Genomic DNA, 19,073 nt, shown 5'->3' on the forward strand with positions numbered 1-19,073 from the left:
TCTGCCCGGCTTACCCGGTTTAGCCGGCTCACCCGAGGCAGGTCTCCGCCGACGTCAGGATCTCCGTGACCCGCAGCGCGAACCCGGCGTCGCAGGCATGCGGCCGGCCCGAGCGGACCGACTCCAGGAGCGCCCCTATCGCCCCGCCGTACGCGTCGACCGAGGCGCCGCCCGACGGGATCGACACGACGCCCGACGTGCCCCGCAGCTCCACGAAGATGCCCGCGGCCCGCGCGGGAGTGGTCAGGCTCAGCGTCGCCGTGGCGGACGCCCCCGACGCGTGCGAGAGGACCAGGTGCACGGTGTCCGCCGGGCCGCGCGCGGCCGTCACGGACGTGACGTCCCCGAGCACCGGGAGCAGCACCGACAACGCGTGCGGGCCGACGTCCCACAGCGCCCCGCGCCCGACCCGCCACGGTGACGTGACCTGCTCCGAGGCGTCGCCGGGGGAGTAGAGCGCCCCGTACCAGTCAGCACGGGCCGTGAACCAGCCCCCTTCGGCGGCCTGCCGGTCCAGCCAGTGGGACGTGGCGCCGGCGAAGCGCAGCGTGAAGAACACGACAGACGCAACCCCGGCCTTCCGCGTCGCCTCCACGACCTCGCGGGCCGCCTCCACCGACGTGGCCAGGGGCTTGTCGAGGAGCAGATGGCAGCCCGCGGCGGCGGCCCGCGCGGCGAGCGGAGCCTGCACGTCCGGCGGCACCGCGAACGCCACCGCGTCGCACGCGGCGAACAGCTCGTCCACGTCCTCGTACACCCGGGTCCCGTGCCGGCCGGCGATCTCGGCGGCGGCCTCGGGCCTGCGCCCCCAGACCCCCACGAGGTCCGTGCCGGGATGGGCGCACAGGGCGGCGGCGTGCGTGTCGGAGGCCCAGGCGCCGGTGCCGACGAGCCCGACGCGAAGGGTGGTGGCAGCAGAAGTCATGGTCGGCAGTATGGCCGGGGGACCGGCGCGGCGGCGATGGGACGACGCGGGTAGGTATGGCGTCATGTCGGCTATGTCGTCCGATGTGCTCTGGCCAGGCGTGCGGCCCGTGGTGAATACTGATTCACCACGTAGGTGAATAGAAATTCACCTCGCCTCCCGCCCTCGCCCTCGTGGCGTCCACCGGAGCGCCCATGGAGCCCGCGATACACCCCGACATACGCCCCGACGCGAACCCCCTGCCCGGCCTGCGCGGCCGGCTGACGATCCCGGTCCTCGCCTTCGGCGGCATCCTCATGGCCGTCATGCAGACCGTCGTGGTCCCGCTGCTGCCCGACCTGCCCCGGCTCACCGGGGCCTCGCCCGGCGCGGTCTCCTGGACGGTCACCGCCACCCTCCTCTCCGGCGCCGTGCTCACTCCCGTCCTCGGCAGGGCGGGCGACATGTACGGCAAGCGCCGCGTGCTGCTGCTCGCCCTCGGTCTGATGACCGGCGGCTCGGTGCTGTGCGCGCTCACCTCCGACATCCGCGTCCTCATCGCGGCCCGCGCGCTCCAGGGCGCCGCCGCAGCGGTCGTCCCGCTCTCCATCAGCATCCTGCGCGACGAACTCCCGCCCCGGCGCACGGGATCCGCGGTCGCCCTCATGAGCTCGACCGTCGGGATCGGGGCCGCGCTCGGCCTGCCCCTTGCGGCCCTGATCGTCCAGTACGCGAACTGGCACGTCATGTTCTGGGCGACCAGCGCCCTCGGCGCGGCCGGCCTCGCGCTCGCCTGGTGGGCCGTGCGCGAGTCGCCCGTCCGCGCACCGGGCAGGTTCGACACGCTCGGCGCGGCGGGACTGGCCGGCGGCCTCGTCTGTCTGCTGCTCGCCGTGTCGCAGGGCGGCCAGTGGGGCTGGGGCAGCGCCCGCGTCGTCGGCCTGTTCGCCGGGGCCGTGGTGATCCTGGCGCTGTGGTCGTGGCAGCAGTTGCGCGCCGACCGTCCGCTGGTGGACCTCCGGCTCGCCGCGGGCCGCCGCGTCGGCCTGCCGCACCTCGCCGCCCTCCTCGCCGGATTCGCCTTCTACGCCAACTCGCTCGTCACGGCGCAGCTCGTCCAGGCCCCCGAGGCGAGCGGCTACGGACTCGGCCTCACCATCGTGCAGACCGGCCTGTGCCTGCTGCCCAACGGCGTGATCATGCTCCTGCTCTCCCCGGTGTCGGCCCGGATCTCCACCGCCCGCGGCCCTCGCGTGAGTCTCGCGATCGGTGGAGCCGCGATGGCCCTCGGTTATGTCGTCCGCGTCGCCGACAGCCGTGACCTCTGGGCGATCGTCCTGGGTGCCGCCGTCGTGTCGACCGGCACGACCTTCGCGTACTCGGCGCTGCCCACCCTCATCCTGCGGGCCGTACCCGCGGGCCAGACCGCGTCCGCGAACGGCGTCAACGTCCTGATGCGGACCATCGGCCAGGCCGTCTCCAGCGCCGCCGTCGCCGCGGTCCTCGTCCACCACGCGACCGGCGCCGGATTCCCCTCGCTGCGCGGCTATCAGCTCGCGTTCGTCATGGCGGGTACCGTCGCCCTCGTGGTGATCGCGGCGGCGTTCGCCGTCCCCGCCGACGCGGCGAACAACGACGGGCGCAGGTCCCTCTCCGGCACGACCGGGCGGACGGGCAAGGCCCTCGAAGGAGCGTGACCCCGTGATGAGCCCGGCCCCGACCGCATCCGCGGCCCCCGACGAGGCGTCCGCCGCCTCGGACGACTCCCGGCCGGGGCGGGCGCGCCGCGACGCCGAGGCGACCAAGGCGGCGATCATCCGCGCCTGTCGTTACCTTCTCGCCCGGCACGCGCACACCGACATCACCCTCAAGGACGTCGCCGAGCGCGCCGGCGTCAGCGCCCCGCTGATCCTCAAGTACTTCGGCAACAAGGACGCCCTGTTCTCCCAGGTCATGAACTTCGAGGCGGACGTGGAGACCCTCCTCGACGCGCCCCTGGAGGACCTCGGCCGGCACATGGTGCGCCACCTCCTCACCGGCCAGTCCGAACGCGGCACCGACCCCATCCTGCGCATCGTGTTCGCCCCGCTCCACGGCGAACAGGGCGACATCCTGCGCGCCAACTTCCGTGCCCAGGTCAGCGACCGCCTCGCCGAACGCCTGCGGGGACCGGACTCCGGACTGCGCGCCGAGCTGGCCGTCTCACTGCTCCTCGGCCTCGGCGTCATGTACGGGATCGCGCGCGGCCCGCATGTGCGCTCCGCACCGGTCGAAGACGTCGTCGAACGCTACGGACCCGCCGTACAGGAGCAGTTGACCCCTGGCACACTGGCCGGATGACCACAGCCGAGAAACATCCGGCGGACACCTCCGACCTGCTGTGCGGCTTTCTGGCCGGGCTGCGCGAAGCGCTCACCGCGCCGTTCTCCCTGTGGGCGCATGGCTCGCTCGCCGGCGGGGACTACCAGGAGGGGCGCAGCGACCTCGACCTCATCGCCGTCGTGGCGCGCCCGCTGACATCCGACGACGAGGCACGGCTCACGGCGCTGCACGAAGGGCTCGACGCCGCGCTGCCGCTGGCCGCGCACCTGCACTGCAGCTATCTCGCGCTCGGCGACCTCGACGACCCGGCCCGCCCCCACTTCACCTGGGCCCACCGGGAGCCCTTCACCCGCACGGTCACCCCGATCACCCGGCGCGAACTGCACGCCTTCGGCCTCGTCCTCCACGGCGACCCGGTCGAGGGCACCCTGCCGCCGGTGGACGACCGCACCCTCAAGCAGTACATCCTCGCCGACCTGGCCGAGTACTGGCGGCCCGCGACGCAGCGCCGCGAGCTGTGGCTGGAGGACATCTGGGTCGATCTGGGCCTGATGGTGCTGGCCCGTTCCACGGTCACCCTGCGCGAAGGCACCCTGCCCAGCAAGGCCGAGGCCCTGACCGTCCTCGCGGAACTGGACGCACCCGCCGAGGTCGTCGCGGACGTCCGACGACGCCGGTACGACGCCGCCCCGGCCACCGTCGCCGATCCCGGGTGGCCCGAGCGCCGGGCCGCGCTGACGCTCGACTGGCTCGTCCCCGCCCTCGACCGCACGGTCGCCGGGCACTCGGCCGACGGGTGAGGGGCGACGGCTCCCCGGCCGGGGAGCCGCGCGTTGCCCGTGTGCGGGCGGACGCCCGCGGAGTCACCGGTTCACGACCACACGTGCCCCCACCGTTCCCTCCCGCGGGCACCCCCCCCACGATCACGTATGGACGCGGGACTCCGGCCCCATGTCGTACAGCTTCTCCAGCAGCCAGGCCTCGTTCCCCGCGAGTCCCGCGCGGGACAGGGCCTCGTCGGCCTCCGCGATCGGCAGGGCGAGCAGCGAGGCGGCGGTCGCGGGCTCGCATCCCGTCAGTGCGGCGCGTGCGGTGTGCAGCAGGCGATGGCAGGCCTGGGCCGCGGCGAGTTCGGCATTCCTGGTCGCGTTCATGTCGATGGACCCCTCAGCTCGGCTTCGTAGTAAAGACATGTGTCTCCACTCTTGCGCACGGGTCTGACAATTCGTCCGCGACGCGGGGACCGGGCGTGTTCAGTCCGCCGTGCGGACCCGCGCGCGGCGCCCCAGGTTGAGCCGCAGGCCCTCGGGCATCAGCGTGAGGCGTTCCACGACGCGCAGCCGGTAGCCGGGTTCGGGGTGCAGGTCGTAGCGGCGCAGCAGCAGACCGAGGACCAACGTCGCCTCGTGCAGGGCGAATTGGCGGCCGATGCAGGCACGCGCCCCGGTGCCGAACGGCTTGAACACGTGCGGGGCGCGCGAGCGGACCGCCGCCGGAGCGAAGCGGTCGGGGTCGAAGGCCTCCGGGTCCTCGCCCCACGCCTCGGGGTCGCGGTGCAGGAGCGAGGTGAGCACCAGCGCCCACGCGCCCCTGCGCATCGGGTGCGTCCCGCCGAGCGTCGTGTCGACCGTGGCCTCGCGGGCGAACGCCGGAGCCGTCGGCCAAAGGCGCAGCGCCTCGTCGAGAACGCGCCGCAGATAACGGAGCTTGGCGACCTGCTCGTACGCGGGCTCGTCCGTGTCGCCCCACACCCGCTCCACCTCCTCGCGCGCCTTCGCGAGGACGTCGGGGTGGTGTGCCAGATAGTGCAGCGCGAACGACAGCGCGCCCGACGTCGTCTCGTGCCCGGCCACCAGGAACGTGATGACCTGGCGCCGGATGTTCTCGGGGGACAGGCGCTCCCCGGTGTCGGGGTGGGCGACCTCCAGCATGCGGTCGAGCAGGTCGCCCTGCGCGCCGGTGGGCCGGCCGGCCCCGGCCCGGCGCGCCGCGACGACCTCGTCCACGGTCCGGTTGAGGTAGGCCATGTCCGCGGCGTTGCGCCGCTCCGCGCCCCGCAGCAGGAGGGGAGCGAGCGCCGGCGGCACGACGTTGCGGCGCTGCGCGAACGACAGCGTCCCGACCATCGCGCTCACGAAGGGATGCGGACGCTCCCGCTCGAACGACCCGAAGTCATGGCCGAACCCGGTCCTCGCGATCGTCTCCAGGGTCAGCTTCGTCATGTCGCCGGGCACGTCGACGGCCTCGCCCGCCGCCTCCCGGGCGTCCCACGCCGCCATGAGGCGCCCGGCCACGTCGAGCATCAGCGGGTGGTACCCGGCCATGGCGTCACGGCCGAAGCCGGGCGCGAGCACGTCGTGCGCCAGCTGCCAGTTGGGCTCGTGGTTGTACGCGGTGAACAGCCCGTCACCGGCGACCGGCCGCAGGTTGGCCACTCCCAGGCCGACGTGCTTGGCGAAGCGCGACTCGTCGGCCAGGTCGGCGGCGTACCGGGCACCCCACACGAAGACGATCTCGTTGCCGAACGCCTTGCGCCGGAAGACGGGACCGAGCTGCCTGCCGATCCTCATCGAGTCCTGGACCGGTGTGCGCACGTTCGCGCCGAGGACGTCGCCGATGAGGGGGAGGCGTCGCGGCGGGTGCGGGATCCGGTCGAGCTCCGGCCAGCCGAGCTCGGCGCTGCGAAACCCCTTCGCCGGTGTCGAGTCCGTCGCCGGCCGCGTCAACTGAGCCATGATCCCCACCTGTTGGACGTAGAGAGTGCCTGAACCGAGTGCCTGTACCGAGTGCCCGTACCCGACCGTTGTTATACGTGGGTTCAATACCGCTCCCAGTGTGGTCCCGCTATTGAATTCGCGTCAAGTAAGCCGGGAGAGGTCGCGTAGGGTGCTGCCATGTCCGCCAGGGAGCCTCGTCGGGGGCAGGAGCGCACGCGCCGTCGGCTGAGCACCGAGGAGCGCCGCGAACAGCTGCTCTGCGTGGGTGCGCGGCTCTTCGCGCAGAGCACGTACGACGACGTCTGGATCGAGCAGGTCGCCGAGATCGCCGGCGTCTCCCGGGGCCTGCTCTACCACTACTTCCCGACGAAACGGGACTTCTTCGCCGCCGTCGTGCGGCGCGAGAGCGAGCGGATGCTGCGCCTGACCGCGGCCGTTCCCGGCGTGCCGGTGCGGGAGCAGCTCGCGGTCGGCCTCGACACGTTCCTCGGCTATGTGGCGGACCATGCCGAGGGCTTCCGCGCCTTCCACCGGGCCGAGGCCGCGGGCGACCCGGTCGTACGGGAGGTGTACCGGCAGGGCCTGGCCGCGCAGGAACGCCAGATCGCCGCGGCCCTCGCCGCCGACCCCGGCAGCGCCCACATCGACGGCGACGCCCCGGCGCTCCGGCTCGCCGTCCGGGGCTGGCTGGCCTTCATGGTTGCCGTGTGCCTGGAGTGGCTCGACGAGCCGGAGTTGTCACGGGATCAGGTACGCGACCTGTGCGCACGGGCCCTGCTCGGGGCGATCACGCCGTAGGGCACCGCGCGGGCCGGGCTCGGCCTCCTGGAGTGGCCTGGCCGGATTGCGGCGGTGGACCGACGGTGTTGAGGGAACAGCCGTCAGGCAAGCACCTCGTACAGCGCCTTGATCAGGGTCATCTTGCGTGGATCGTCGGCGATGTGAGGGCCCATCCGGTTCATGACGTACCCCAGCGACACTCCCGCCTCGGGGTCGGCCAGTCCGCAGGAGCCGCCGAAGCCGTCGTGGCCGACCGCGCGCGGGTTCGGCCCGTACGAGCCGTTCGGTCCGCTCAGCCACAGGCCGAGGCCCAGCTCCGTATCGTGCGCGAACCCGGCGCCGAGGACCAGGTCGCGGCAGCTGCCCTGTCCCTCGCGGATCCGCTCGGCGCCCTGCGGGGAGAGGACCTGGCGGTCGCCGAACCGGCCGCGGCCCGCGACGATGCCGTAGAGCGCGGCGACGGCGCGCGCCGTGCCGTGGCCGTTGGCCGCCGGGATCTCGGCGGCGCGCCATGCCGCGGTGTTCGCCTCGGCCGCGCCCGCGAGCGGATTGGTGAGCGCGGCCAGGGCGGCGGGCGCCAACTGGGCGAAGACCGCGGCCTGTTCACTGGTGACCTCGGTCCGCGGATGCACCAGCTCGGCCGCGCGCCCCGCCTCCTTCTCCGGCAGCCCGATCGTGAAGTCGATGCCGAGCGGCCCGGTCACTTCCCGCTCCAGGAACGCGCCCGGGAGCAGCCCGCTGACGCGCCGGACGACCTCGCCGACCAGGAACCCGTACGTCAGCGCGTGATACCCGGAGACCGAACCGGGCTCCCACCAGGGCTCCTGCGCCGCGAGCCGGGAGGTGGTCAGCTCCCAGTCGTAGAGCTGGTCCAGGGAGTGCGGCTCGCGCAGCCCGGCGAGTCCGGCCCGGTGCGACAGCAGATGCCGTACGAGGACGCCTTCCTTGCCCGCGGCGGCGAACTCCGGCCAGTACGCGGCGACCGGCGCGTCCGGGTCGAGCAGACTGCGGTCGATGAGGATGTGGGCGCACAGGGCGGTCGGGCCCTTCGTCGTGGACCACACGTTGACGACGGTGTCGCGCTCCCACGCGCGCGTGCGGGCCGCATCGGCCCAGCCGCCCCACAGGTCGACCACGGGTGCGCCGTCGACCAGGACGGTGACGGCGGCGCCCAGCTCGCCGCGGTCGTCGAAGTTCTCCTCGAACGCGGCGCGGACGGCGCCGAAGCGCGCGTCGCAGTGTCCCTGGATGCCGGGCGCGTGCTGGGTCATGGCGTCTCCGTAGGCCGAGGCGATGAGTCCGGGGGAATCCGTAGGAGGAACATACCGACTGGTCGGAGTGGCGGGAAGGTGTCGGCGCCGGGGTGTTCGCCCATGGCGACTCGCCAGGGAAACTTGTAAGGTTACCTGTCTATCTCTACGGTGGAAGCATGCAGCGAGAACCCGCGGACGAGCAGCTCGCCGGACAGGTGGCCGCCGACCTCTCAGCCGTCGTCGGACGGCTCCTGAGGCGGCTGCGCAGCGCGTCGCCCGACAGCCTCCTCACCCCCACGCAGCGGACCGTGCTGGCCCGCCTCGACGGCGAGGGCCCCGCCACGACGGCCGCGCTCGCCCGCGCCGAGTACGTGCGGCCCCAGTCGATGCGGCTCACCCTCGGCGCCCTGGAGGAGCGGGGCTTCGTGGCGCGCACGCCCGACCCGGACGACGGCCGCCAGTCCGTCGTCGCCATCACGGACAGCGGCCGGAGCACCCTCGCCTCGGTCCGCGCCGCCAAGCACGGCTGGCTCGTCCAGGCCATGACCGGCGAACTCGACGACGCGGAACTGCGCACCCTCGCCGAGGCCACCAGGCTCATCGAGCGACTGGTGGAGAAGTGAGCCGCACGGAGACGGGACGCACCGGCGCGATATCCGGCGCCGGCCGCGGTGAACGGGGCTTCGCCGCCCGGCTCACCGCGCCGCTGCTCCTCGGCTCCGTGCTCAACCCCCTGAACACCACCATGATCTCCACCGGCCTGGTGGCGATCGGGCACCACTTCGGGATCGGCGCCGCCGACACCGTGTGGCTCATCTCCGTTCTCTACCTGGCCAGCGCCGTCGCCCAGCCCGTCCTGGGCAAGCTCGCCGACGCGCTCGGACCGCGCCGCGTCTTCCTCGCCGGACTCGTCGTCGTCCTCGCCTCAGGACTCGTCGGCACCCTCGCCCCGACGTTCGCCTGGCTCGTCGTCTCCCGCCTGCTGCTCGGCATCGGCACCTCGGCCGCCTACCCGGCGGCGATGGCCGTGCTGCGCGACGAGTCCCGCCGGGTGGGACGTGCCGTCCCGCGCCCCGTCCTCGCCCGCCTCTCCTTCGCCGCGCTCGGCAGCGCGGCCGTCGGACCCACGCTCGGCGGTTTCCTCGTCACGGTCGTCGGCTGGCGCGGCATCTTCGCGGTGAACGTCCCCGTGTCGGTGGTCGCCTTCGTGACCACCCTGCTCTGGATCCCCGCCGACCCCCGGCGCACCGCCACGGACACCCGCGGCAAGGCCCCCCGCCTCGCCCTCGACCCGCTCGGCATCGGCCTGTTCTCGACGGCCCTGACCGCCCTGGTCTTCTTCCTCCTCGACCTCACCCACCCGATGTGGTGGCTCCTCGCCCCGTTCGCCGCCCTGACCACCGCCCTCGTGTGGTGGCAACTGCGCTGCGCGACCCCGTTCATCGACCTGCGGATGCTCGCGGGCAACGGCCCCCTCGCCCGCACGTACCTGCGCCACGGACTCAGCTATCTGCTCATCTACTGCGTCATGTACGGCTACACGCAATGGCTCGAAGAGGGACGCGGATACTCCTCCGGACACACCGGACTCCTCATGCTGCCGATGTCCGTGGCCGCCCTCGTGTGCTCGCTCGTCGGAGCCCGCACCAAGGGAATCCGCGCCCCGCTGACCGTCGCCTGTCTCCTGCTCACCGCCGGCGCGGGCGTCCTGACCCTCGTCTCCGGTGACACGCCGCTCGCCGTACTGCTCCTGGCCGGCGCCTGCTTCGGCGTCCCGCAGGGCCTCATCGGCACCAGCAACCAGGCCGCCGTCGCCCGGCACGCCCCGGCCGACGGCATCGGCTCCGCCGCGGGCCTGCAGCGCACCGCCCAGTACATCGGCGCGATCACCGCATCCAGCCTCATCGCCGTGGCCTACGGGCAGCGGGCCGACGACGGCGGACTCCACGTGATGGCGAGTGCGTCCGTCGTCCTCGGCCTGCTCCTGATCGTCCTCACGGTCAGCGACAGGGCGCTGCGCGGGCGGGCGTGAGGGTCACTTGGAGGCGGCGGCGGAAACCGAGCGCGCCGACTCCGGTTCCTGCGCCGGTTCGGCGAGGTGGTCCACGGTGCCGTCCGGGTCGGCGAGCCGGTTCAGGCGGCCCGGCACGTCGAAGCAGACGAGCAGCACCACGATCACCGTTCCGGCGAAGGTCAGCACGGCCAGGGACCGCCCCAGGTCCATGCCCGCCGCGAGATGCGCCCCGAGCACCGGCGCGACGGCCCCGCCGAGCGCGCCCACGTTGTACGTGAAGCCCAGCGCCGCGGCCCGGCTCTCCGTCGGGAAATGCCCGCCGATGTAGCGCGGCAGCAGACCGGAGATGCCGAACTCGTCGCCTGGAGCACGAAGAGCAGGGTGCCGAGCAGCGGCAGGTTGTCCCGCACCGCGAACACCGGGAACACGAAGACCAGCGACGCGAGCAGCGTCAGCGCGTAGGCCTTCTTCGTGCCTGTCCAGTCCCCGGCGAAGCCCGCGAGCCAGCAGCCCGCCATCGTGCCGAAGCCCGCGAAGTACAGCGCGTCGGTCACCTGGCCCGGCGAGTAACCCAGCTCGGTCTTGAGGTACGTCGGCAGGAGGGCCTGGATCGGCCACGAGTACAGGAACGCGAAGAAGATCGTGACGATCATCGACACGTACAGCAGCCAGCTTCTGCGCCCGCCCAGCTGTACGGCGAACGCGACCAGTGCCAGCGCGGCCACGACCGAGAGGAGCGGCACGAGACCGTCGCCCACCGGCGTGAAGATGACGAACAGGGACACGGTGGCCGCCACGGCCAGGACGAGGTTCACCGTCGACCTGACGGGCGTGGCGAACAGCGGGCGGAACGGGTTCGGGCGTTCGGCCCGCGCCTGCCTGCCGACCGACGCGTTCCAGTCCGCTCCCCATCTCGTCACCACCTGGGCCCGCTGGCCGGGCCGCCCCTACGCCACCAAGGCGTCGGACATCAGATGTCCGGGGTGGGTAGGTCCAAAGAGGCCGGGCGGGCGGAGAGGTGCGTCAGGAGCGCGGTGGCGACGGCGCGCGGCTGCTCGTCCGCGAGATGTCCCGTGCGGACGGTCGTGAGCGTGGCGTGCGGAATGCCGGCCGCGAGCTCCTCGGCGTGGTCCAGGGGGGTGGCGAGATCCTGCGTGCCGCCGATCACGAGCGTGGGCGTGGTGATCTCGCGGAGCCGGGCCCGGACGTCGTACGAGGCGAGGGCGTCACAGCACGCGGCGTAGCCTTCCGGGTCGCACGTCGCGAGCCCGTCGAGGAGCCGGGCCTGTCGATCGGTCGCCGGGCCCCGGTCCGAGGCGAACCAGCGGCCCGGAGTGGCGGCGAGCAGCGGTCCCGTGCCCCCGTCCCGTACGAGCGCGGCCCGCTCCCACCACGGCCCCGGCCCGCCGAAGTGGGCCGAGGAGCACACGAGTGCCAGGGTGGCGACCCGTTCGGGCGCGGTCAGGGCGAGGTGCGCGCCGATCGCGCCGCCGAGCGAGATGCCCGCATAGTGGAAGCGGGAGAGCGAGAGGTCGCCCGCGAGGCGGAGGACGAGCGTCGCGAGGTCGTCGACGGTCGTCGCCCCGGCGGCGGCTCCCGGCAGCAGATGCGTGGGGGAGCCGCCGTGCCCGGGCAGGTCGAACCGGATCACTCTGAAGTGCCGTGAGAGTGACGCCAGTTGGGGATCCCAGACCACCGTCGACGTGCCGAGCGAGGGGCCGAGGAGCAGCGGTGGGGCATCGCTCGGACCGGTGACGACGTGGTGGAGCGACGGCGTCACGGCAGTGCGTCCGGGATCGTCCATGCCGGTCAGACCTCCTGGGCCGCGAGATCGGACGGGTGCTGGGCCAGGGGCGTCACGTCGATCCTCATGTACGGGAAGAGCGGCAGCCGCCACAGCACGTCGTGCAGCGCGTCGTTGCTCTCCACATCGAAGACGCTGAGGTTCGCGTACCGCCCCACATGACGCCAGATGTGCCGCCATACACCGGACTTCTGCAGCTCCTGGCAGTAGGCCTTCTCGCGCGCGACGAGGTCGGCGCGGACGTCGGGGTCGAGCCCCGCGGGGATGTCGACGTCCATCTTCACGGCGAACAGCATGGTTCTCCCTCAGATCCGCGGGTCGAGGACGAAGTCGTACGTGACCTCGTTGCCGTCCGCGCCGCCGGCGGCCGGGACCGGGGCGAGGATCAGCTCCGGCTTCACCGCGGAGGCGATGTCGTCCTCCACGTGGTTGCCGCCCTTGAAGTACAGCTGGGTGGTGACGAGCCGGTGGCCGGCCGCCGACACCTTGAGGTGCAGGTGCGCGGGCCGCCACGCGTGCCACCCCGCGGCCGAGATCAGCCGGCCGCAGGAGCCGTCCGTCGGGATCTGGTACGGCGCGGGCTGCACGGTGTGGATCCCGAAGCGCCCCTCGTCGTCGGCGACGACCGTGCCGCGCAGGTTCCACTCCGGGAGGCCGGGCGCGTACTGCGAGTAGAAGCCGTCGTCGTCCGCGTGCCACATCTCGATCTCGGCGCCCGCGAGCGGTGTGCCGTCGACCGAGGTGACCCGGCCCTGGAACAGCAGCGGTGTGCCGCCCTCGTCGTCGCGCATGGGGAGGGTCGCCTCGGCGGGCAGCTTCGGCGAGCCGGGCACGTAGTACGGGCCCTCGATCGTGCCCTTCGAACCGTCACGGTCCTCGTTGGCTACCTCCTCGACGACGTGCTCGATCCACACGTCGAGGAAGAGCGGCCACTCGCCGTCGAGGCCGACCTGGATCAGCCACGCCTTGAGCGCGTCGTACTCGGCGTACGTGACCTTGTGGCGGCGGATGACGTCGTGCACCGCGGTGATGAGTTCGGTGGCGAGCGTGTCGACCCGCTTCGTGCCGGCGGCTCCCGGGGTGGCTGCCGCGTCCTCGCGCTGCTTGCTACGGAAACGCTCGGTGGCGGCGGCGCCGGACGCGGCGGCGGTGGCGGTCTCCGCGATGGCCTCCGCGACAGCCTCTGTGGTGGCCTCTGTGGTGGTGATGTCCGTCATTTCGTGACTCCGATTCCAGAAGAAGGTATGCGTGTGCAACGCAGTGGTGCGTCAAAAGGGTTGGTCGGCTCAGCCGTCCTGGCGGTAGCGCGCCAGCTTGACCGGGTCGATCTCGATGCCCAGGCCCGCGCTCTCACGGACCCGGAGCATGCCCTGCTGGATGGTGAGCGGCTCGGCCAGCAGGTCGTCGCTCATGTCGAGGTAGTTGGAGAGTTCCGCCGCGCGGGCGGAGGTGGAGCGCTGCGAGGCGCCGAACACGGCCGTGCACAACGTGCCTATCTGGCCGTCGATCTGATTGCCCATCACGACCTCGACGCCAAGTCCCTCGCACAGGTGCGCCACGCGCTGCGAGTACGAGAAGCCCGTGCGGGCCGTCTTGATGCTGATGGCCGTCGCCGAACCCCCGAGGATCTCCCGGGTCACCTCGGCCGGCCGCGTCGCGGACTCGTCGGCGATGAACGGCACCCTGGACTGCGCCACGAGCCAGCGCCGCCCCAGCACGTCGTCGGCCGGACACAGCTCCTCGGCGAAGGTGATCCCGACGTCCTCCAACTCCCGTAGTGCACGGGCGGATTCGGAGGCGGTCCAGCCGCGGTTGCCGTCGACGTACAGCTCCACGTCGGGCCCGAGAGCCTGCCGCAGCGACCGGCAGGCCTCGACGTCGTCGCCGTAGGGGCGTCGGCCCACCTTCACCTTGAACGTCGTGATGCCGTAGGTGTCCCTGACCCGCTCGGCCTCCGTGACCATCTCGGCGGCCGGGGCGAAGCCCACCATGTGGCTGACGCGCAGCCGGTCGGTGAATCCGCCGAGCAGCTCGCCGACCGGCAGGCCCACGCTCTGCCCGATGATGTCCCAAAGGGCCATGTCGAGCGCCGACTTGGCGGTCGGATTGCCGACCGTGCGGTCGAGACGGGCGTGCACGGTCTCCCGGCGCGTGGGGGAGAGCCCGAGGAGCTGCGGGGCGAAGAGCTTGTCCACGACCGCGACGATCGACTCCTGCGTCTCGCCGTAGGTGAACGGGCGGGGCGGTGCCTCCGCCGTACCGACGAGCCCGTCGTCGGTGTGCACCCGCACGAGGACGTGCTCGGCGGTGTGCACCTCGCCGCTCGCGAACCGCAGCGGCTTCTTGTAGGGGATGGCGAAGGGGATCGCCTCGACCCTGGTGATCTTCAAGGGGTTTCCTCCAGGAGCTGTTCCCCGAATATCCGGTGGGCCGCCATGACGTCGAGGAAGGTCCTCAGGAGCGGGGAGGTGTCCCGCTCGCGCCAGGCAAGCGCGAGTTCGACGAACACCCCGTGCACGGGGGAGCCGGGGTGTTCGAGCGGCACGCACACGACGCCCTCGCGGGCCGCCGAGCGCACCGAGTCGGGCATCACGGTGATGCCGAGACCCGCCGAGACAAGCGCGAGCGCCGTCGACGTCTCGTGCACCTCGTGCGCTACGTGGGGATAGAACCCGGCCGTCAGGCAGGCCCGGGATACCGCGTCGTTGACGACGGAGCGCGACGACGCCGCGTACAGGACGAAGTCCTCACCGCGCAGGCACTCGACGGGTACGGCGTCGCGCTCGCCCAGCCAGTGGCCCTCGGGGACGACCACGACCAGGGGTTCACGCACGATGACGCGGTGGGCGATGCCCTCGGTGCGGGTCGGTGGCCGCAGCACACCGACGTCGAGCCGACCCTCGTCAAGGGCCGATTCCTGCGCCGGGGTGAGCAGTTCGGTGTGGATCTCCAGGTCCACGCCCGGCATCGTCTCCTTCACGAGGCGGGCCATCCGCGGGAGCTGGCGGTACGCGGCCGAGCCGGTGAGCCCGATCCGCAGCACGCCCTCGGCGCCCTGCGCGAACCGCCGCACCCGGGCGACCGACTCGTCGACCGAGGCGAGGATCCGCCGCACGTCGGCGTGGAACACGCTGCCCGCGTCGGTCAGGGCGACCTGCCGCGTGGTCCGGGTGAGGAGCTCCACGCCCAGCTCCGACTCCAGCTGCCGGATGGCCTGCGAGAGGGGGGGCTGCGCCATGTGCAGCTGCTCCGCGGCCCGGCCGAAATGGCAGGTGCCGGCCACGGCGGCGAAATAGCGAAGATGCCTGAGTTCCACGGAACCTCCCTCGGGCCGCGTCGGCTGCGCTCATCGTAGGGAGCGAATCTCAGACGCAACAAATATCCAATCCAGAGTGATTCATATGGGCTGGATATGAAAGAGACCCTGGGTCAACCCTGGGAAATGCCCTGGGGCCCCGAATTCACGCCCCTGTCACGGTGTCGCAAAGAAGCCGTCACCAGGGAGGTAGCCGATGGCCGAGGCCCGGAGCAATGCGCGCACCCTCGTAGAGGGGGCTCTCGAGGAGGACCCGGAGCGCGGTGTGTACCGCGTCCGCCGGTCCGTCTTCACCGACGAAGAGCTTTTCGAGCTGGAAATGAGGCACATTTTCGAGGGCAACTGGATCTATCTCGCCCACGAGAGCCAGATTCCGGAAACCGGCGATTACTTCACCACGTACATCGGTCGCCAGCCCGTCGTGATCTCCCGCGACAAACAGGGCGCACTGCACGCCCACATCAACGCGTGCTCCCACCGCGGCGCCATGCTCTGCCGCCGGAAGACCGACAACCGGACCACCTTCACGTGCCCCTTCCACGGCTGGACGTTCAGCAACACCGGGCGCCTGCTGAAGGTGAAGGACCCGCGCGGGGCGGGCTATCCGGAGCAGTTCAACACCGACGGCTCCCACGACCTGACCAGGGTCGCCCGCTTCGAGAGCTACCGCGGCTTCCTCTTCGGCAGCCTCAACGCCGGAGTCAAGCCGCTCACCGAGCACCTCGGCGACGCGGCCACCGTCATCGACATGGTCGTCGACCAGTCACCGCAGGGCCTCGAAGTGCTGCGCGGATCGTCGACGTACACCTTCGACGGCAACTGGAAGCTCCAGGCCGAGAACGGCGCGGACGGCTATCACGTCTCCGCGACCCACTGGAACTACGCGGCGACCACCGCGCGCCGCACCTCGGGCGAGTCCCGCAACGACACGAAGAACATGGACGCCGGCGGCTGGTCCAAGCAGCGCGGCGGCTTCTACTCCTTCGCCCACGGCCATCTGCTGCTGTGGACCAAGTGGCTCGACCCGGCCAACCGGCCCCTGAACGAGCGCCGCGACGAACTGGTCGCCGAGTTCGGCGAGGCCAAGGCCGACTGGATGATCGGCGTCTCCCGCAATCTGTGCCTCTACCCGAACGTCTACCTGATGGACCAGTTCAGCTCCCAGATACGGCACTTGAGGCCCGTGTCCGTCGACAAGACCGAGGTCACCATCTACTGCATCGCGCCCAAGGGCGAGTCGGCGCAGGCGCGTGCCCAGCGCATCCGCCAGTACGAGGACTTCTTCAACGCCACCGGCATGGCCACCCCCGACGACCTGGAGGAGTTCCGCTCCTGCCAGAAGACGTACCAGGCGGTCGCCGCGCCCTGGAACGACCTCAGCCGCGGCGCGGTGCACCAGATCACCGGGCCCGACGAGGACGCCAAGGCCATCGGCCTCGACCCGGTCGCCAGCGGCTCGCGCACCGAGGACGAAGGTCTCTACCCCATCCAGCACGGCTACTGGCTGGAGACCATGCGCCGCGCCCTCGACGCCGAGACGAACACCGGAGCCGCGTCATGAGCACCCCGACGAGCACCGAGACGCCCAGGACCGTCACCCTCGACCACGTCGTGCCGTTCCTGTACCGCGAGGCCCGCCACCTGGACGACCGCGAGTTCGAGCAGTGGCTCGACTGCTACCACCCCGACGTCGAGTACTGGATGCCGGCCTGGGCCGACGACGACGCGCTGACCCGCGACCCGCACAGCGAGATCTCGCTGATCTACTACGCCAACCGCGGCGGCCTGGAAGACCGCGTCTTCCGCATCCGCACCGACCGCTCCAGCGCCACGAGCCTGCCCGAGCCGCGCACCGGCCACAACATCACCAACGTGGAGATCACCGGCCAGCACGGCGCCGTGGCCGACGTCCGCTTCAACTGGTTCACGCTCTACTACCGCTACCAGACCGTCGACACGTACTTCGGCACCTCGTACTACCGCATCGACTTCACCGGTGAGACCCCCCTGATCACCCGCAAGAAGGTGGTCCTCAAGAACGACTACGTGCACCACGTCGTCGACATCTACCACGTGTGAGCCGGACCGGTCCCCGTTCACTCACTCACCGATCCCCTGTCCGAAATGAGCATCACCATGGCATTCCAGGTCGCCCTGAGCTTCGAGGACGGCATCACCCGGTTCGTCGACTGCGCCCCCGACGAGACCGTGGCCGACGCCTCGTACAAGGCCCGCATCAACATCCCCCTCGACTGCCGCGACGGCGCGTGCGGCACGTGCAAAGTCCTCTGCGAGTCCGGCAGTTACGACGGCGGTGACTACATCGACGAGGCGCTCACCGACGACGAGGCCGCGCTCGGCTACGCGCTGCCCTGCCAGATGACGCCACGCAGCGACCTCGTCCTGCGCCTGCCCACCACCTCCGCGACGGCCAAGACGGGCCCCGGCACCCACACCGCCACCGTCACCGCCGTCGAACGCCACTCGGCGACGACGGTCGGCTTCACCGTCGACGTCGACGACCGCGCGGCACTCGACTTCCTGCCGGGCCAGTACGTCAACATCACCGTGCCCGGTACGGAGTCGGTCCGCTCGTACTCGTTCAGCTCTGGGCCGAGCCGGCGGCAGGCCTCGTTCCTCGTGCGCCTCACCGACGGCGGCGCCATGTCGGAGTACCTGCGCGAACGGGCCGCCGTCGGCGACCGCCTCGACCTCACCGGCCCCATCGGCAGCTTCTTCCTGCGCGACGTGAAGCGCCCCGCCCTGCTCCTCGCCGGCGGCACCGGCCTCGCACCCCTGCTCTCCATGCTGGAGAAACTCGCCCAGGAACCGCCCGCACACCCCCTCCACCTCCTGTACGGCGTCACCACCGACGCCGACCTCGTCCACCTCGACACCCTCGACGACTACGCGCGCGTCATCCCCGGCTTCACCTACGACCACTGCGTGGCCGACCCCGCGAGCACCGCCCGCAACAAGGGATACGTCACCTCGCTCATCGACGCCGCGGCCCTCCACGACGGCGACGCCGACGTGTACCTGTGCGGTCCGCCCGCGATGGTCGAGGCCGTGCGCGCGCACATCGCCTCCCTCCGCGTGACCCCGGCGAGCTTCCACTACGAGAAGTTCGCGACGGCCGCCACCACGACTGTCGTGACGGCGGAGGCGGCGTGATGACCGTGCCGCCCCACCCCGACCGGTTCGGCGGCCGCACCGTCGTCGTCACCGGCGCCGCCCAGGGCATCGGCCACGCCGTCGCCCGCAGGCTCGCCGCCGAGGGAGCCACGCTCGCGCTCGTCGACCGCTCCGACCTCGTCCACGAAGTGGCCGCCGACCTCGCAGGCGCGCACGCCGTCACCGCCGACCTGGAGGAGTTCGCGGGCGCCGAGCACGCGATCACCGAGGCGCACCGCCTGCTCGGCGGCCGGATCGACGTACTGATCAACAACGTCGGCGGCACGATCTGGGCCAAGCCCTACGAGCACTACGCACCCGACGAGATCCTCGCCGAGGTGCGGCGTTCGCTCCTGCCGACGCTGTGGACCTGCCGCGCCGTCCTGCCCCTGCTCATCGCCCAGCGAGCGGGCACCATCGTGAACGTCTCGTCCGTGGCCACGCGCGGTGTCAACCGTGTCCCGTACGCGGCGGCCAAGGGCGGCGTCAACGCCGTCACGGCCTCGCTCGCGCTGGAGGCGGCCCCGTACGGCATCCGTGTCGTCGCCACCGCCCCCGGCGGCACCGACGCGCCCGCACGCCGCGTCCCGCGCGGCCCCGGCGCGGACAGCCCGCAGGAGAAGGCCTGGTACACGCAGATCGTCGACCAGACCGTCGACTCCTCCCTGATGAAGCGCTACGGGACCCTCGACGAACAGGCGGCCGCGATCACGTTCCTCGCCTCCGACGAGGCGTCCTACATCACCGGGACCGTCCTGCCCGTCGCGGGCGGTGACCTGGGATGACCTG

19 protein-coding genes and 1 pseudogene are annotated in these 19,073 nt (G+C 71.8%); 10 read left to right on the plus strand and 10 right to left on the minus strand.

Features of this window, described 5'->3' with window-relative positions:
* Nucleotides 1–28: 28 nt before the first annotated feature.
* Complete coding sequence (locus EOT10_RS05295) at nt 29–925, minus strand: Gfo/Idh/MocA family protein (RefSeq protein WP_127826876.1); 897 nt, start codon at nt 923–925, stop codon at nt 29–31.
* A 194-nt stretch (nt 926–1,119) separates the two neighbouring features.
* Here EOT10_RS05295 and EOT10_RS05300 point away from each other — a divergent pair, with 194 nt between their 5' ends.
* Genes EOT10_RS05300 through EOT10_RS05310 form a run of 3 tightly spaced genes read left to right on the plus strand, consistent with a single transcriptional unit; the run spans nt 1,120 to nt 4,026 of the window.
* Entirely contained in the window at nt 1,120–2,601 is a 1,482-nt protein-coding gene (locus EOT10_RS05300; RefSeq protein ID WP_127826877.1) for an MFS transporter, read from the plus strand.
* A 7-nt stretch (nt 2,602–2,608) separates the two neighbouring features.
* Nucleotides 2,609–3,244 carry a TetR/AcrR family transcriptional regulator gene (locus EOT10_RS05305; protein WP_127826878.1) on the plus strand — a complete coding sequence of 212 codons (636 nt, stop codon included), beginning with the start codon at nt 2,609–2,611 and terminating at the stop codon, nt 3,242–3,244.
* A complete protein-coding gene (locus EOT10_RS05310; protein ID WP_223280817.1) occupies nt 3,241–4,026 on the plus strand; it encodes a nucleotidyltransferase in 786 nt (261 codons plus the stop codon). Before EOT10_RS05305 ends, EOT10_RS05310 begins: the two co-directional genes overlap by 4 nt.
* 123 nt (nt 4,027–4,149) lie before the next feature.
* Here EOT10_RS05310 and EOT10_RS05315 read toward each other — a convergent pair whose 3' ends face one another.
* Complete coding sequence (locus tag EOT10_RS05315) at nt 4,150–4,380, minus strand: hypothetical protein (RefSeq protein ID WP_127826879.1); 231 nt, start codon at nt 4,378–4,380, stop codon at nt 4,150–4,152.
* Nucleotides 4,381–4,479: 99 nt separating this feature from the next.
* Nucleotides 4,480–5,961 (minus strand): cytochrome P450, encoded by a 1,482-nt coding sequence (locus tag EOT10_RS05320; RefSeq protein ID WP_127826880.1) that lies wholly within the window; start codon nt 5,959–5,961, stop codon nt 4,480–4,482.
* A gap of 159 nt (nt 5,962–6,120) precedes the next feature.
* Between EOT10_RS05320 and EOT10_RS05325 the strand changes: the two genes are divergently transcribed.
* Nucleotides 6,121–6,741: a TetR/AcrR family transcriptional regulator gene (locus EOT10_RS05325; RefSeq protein WP_127826881.1), complete on the plus strand. Its 621-nt coding sequence runs from the start codon at nt 6,121–6,123 to the stop codon at nt 6,739–6,741.
* 83 nt (nt 6,742–6,824) lie between these two features.
* Here the strand turns inward: EOT10_RS05325 and EOT10_RS05330 are convergent, their stop codons facing one another.
* Nucleotides 6,825–7,994, minus strand: a complete 1,170-nt coding sequence (locus EOT10_RS05330; protein ID WP_127826882.1) for a serine hydrolase domain-containing protein — start codon at nt 7,992–7,994, stop codon at nt 6,825–6,827.
* Nucleotides 7,995–8,152: 158 nt separating this feature from the next.
* Between EOT10_RS05330 and EOT10_RS05335 the strand changes: the two genes are divergently transcribed.
* Complete coding sequence (locus EOT10_RS05335) at nt 8,153–8,599, plus strand: MarR family winged helix-turn-helix transcriptional regulator (protein WP_127826883.1); 447 nt, start codon at nt 8,153–8,155, stop codon at nt 8,597–8,599.
* On the plus strand, nt 8,596–10,008 hold the full coding sequence (locus tag EOT10_RS05340; protein WP_127826884.1) for an MFS transporter: 1,413 nt from the start codon (nt 8,596–8,598) through the stop codon (nt 10,006–10,008). The genes EOT10_RS05335 and EOT10_RS05340 overlap by 4 nt, the downstream gene beginning before the upstream one ends.
* A 3-nt stretch (nt 10,009–10,011) precedes the next feature.
* Here the strand turns inward: EOT10_RS05340 and EOT10_RS05345 are convergent.
* From EOT10_RS05345 to EOT10_RS05370, 6 genes and pseudogenes are all read right to left on the minus strand, one after another.
* Nucleotides 10,012–10,859 (minus strand): annotated as a pseudogene (locus tag EOT10_RS05345) (MFS transporter); the annotation flags it as partial.
* Between the two features lie 101 nt (nt 10,860–10,960).
* The gene (locus EOT10_RS05350) at nt 10,961–11,794 is read right to left on the minus strand and encodes an alpha/beta fold hydrolase (protein WP_127826885.1); all 834 of its coding nucleotides are present in this window, start codon (nt 11,792–11,794) and stop codon (nt 10,961–10,963) included.
* 5 nt (nt 11,795–11,799) lie between these two features.
* A complete protein-coding gene (catC, locus tag EOT10_RS05355; protein WP_127826886.1) occupies nt 11,800–12,090 on the minus strand; it encodes a muconolactone Delta-isomerase in 291 nt (96 codons plus the stop codon).
* 9 nt (nt 12,091–12,099) lie between these two features.
* Complete coding sequence (gene catA, locus EOT10_RS05360) at nt 12,100–13,011, minus strand: catechol 1,2-dioxygenase (RefSeq protein ID WP_127826887.1); 912 nt, start codon at nt 13,009–13,011, stop codon at nt 12,100–12,102.
* Nucleotides 13,012–13,080: 69 nt separating this feature from the next.
* Complete coding sequence (locus EOT10_RS05365) at nt 13,081–14,184, minus strand: mandelate racemase/muconate lactonizing enzyme family protein (RefSeq protein WP_127826888.1); 1,104 nt, start codon at nt 14,182–14,184, stop codon at nt 13,081–13,083.
* The gene (locus tag EOT10_RS05370; RefSeq protein ID WP_127826889.1) at nt 14,181–15,110 is read right to left on the minus strand and encodes a LysR substrate-binding domain-containing protein; all 930 of its coding nucleotides are present in this window, start codon (nt 15,108–15,110) and stop codon (nt 14,181–14,183) included. The genes EOT10_RS05365 and EOT10_RS05370 overlap by 4 nt, the downstream gene beginning before the upstream one ends.
* Before the next feature lie 196 nt (nt 15,111–15,306).
* Between EOT10_RS05370 and benA the strand changes: the two genes are divergently transcribed.
* The 4 genes from benA to EOT10_RS05390 are packed head-to-tail and all read left to right on the plus strand — an operon-like array spanning nt 15,307 to nt 19,069.
* The gene (benA, locus tag EOT10_RS05375; protein WP_127826890.1) at nt 15,307–16,671 is read left to right on the plus strand and encodes a benzoate 1,2-dioxygenase large subunit; all 1,365 of its coding nucleotides are present in this window, start codon (nt 15,307–15,309) and stop codon (nt 16,669–16,671) included.
* Nucleotides 16,668–17,189 (plus strand): benzoate 1,2-dioxygenase small subunit, encoded by a 522-nt coding sequence (gene benB / locus EOT10_RS05380; RefSeq protein WP_127826891.1) that lies wholly within the window; start codon nt 16,668–16,670, stop codon nt 17,187–17,189. The genes benA and benB overlap by 4 nt, the downstream gene beginning before the upstream one ends.
* A gap of 45 nt (nt 17,190–17,234) precedes the next feature.
* Nucleotides 17,235–18,284 carry a benzoate 1,2-dioxygenase electron transfer component BenC gene (gene benC / locus EOT10_RS05385; RefSeq protein WP_223280818.1) on the plus strand — a complete coding sequence of 350 codons (1,050 nt, stop codon included), beginning with the start codon at nt 17,235–17,237 and terminating at the stop codon, nt 18,282–18,284.
* Nucleotides 18,284–19,069, plus strand: a complete 786-nt coding sequence (locus EOT10_RS05390) for a 1,6-dihydroxycyclohexa-2,4-diene-1-carboxylate dehydrogenase (RefSeq protein ID WP_127826892.1) — start codon at nt 18,284–18,286, stop codon at nt 19,067–19,069. The genes benC and EOT10_RS05390 overlap by 1 nt, the downstream gene beginning before the upstream one ends.
* Nucleotides 19,070–19,073 lie beyond the last annotated feature (4 nt).

Origin of the sequence: Streptomyces antnestii (genome assembly GCF_004005495.1) — a bacterium.
Lineage (GTDB): Bacteria > Actinomycetota > Actinomycetes > Streptomycetales > Streptomycetaceae > Streptomyces > Streptomyces antnestii.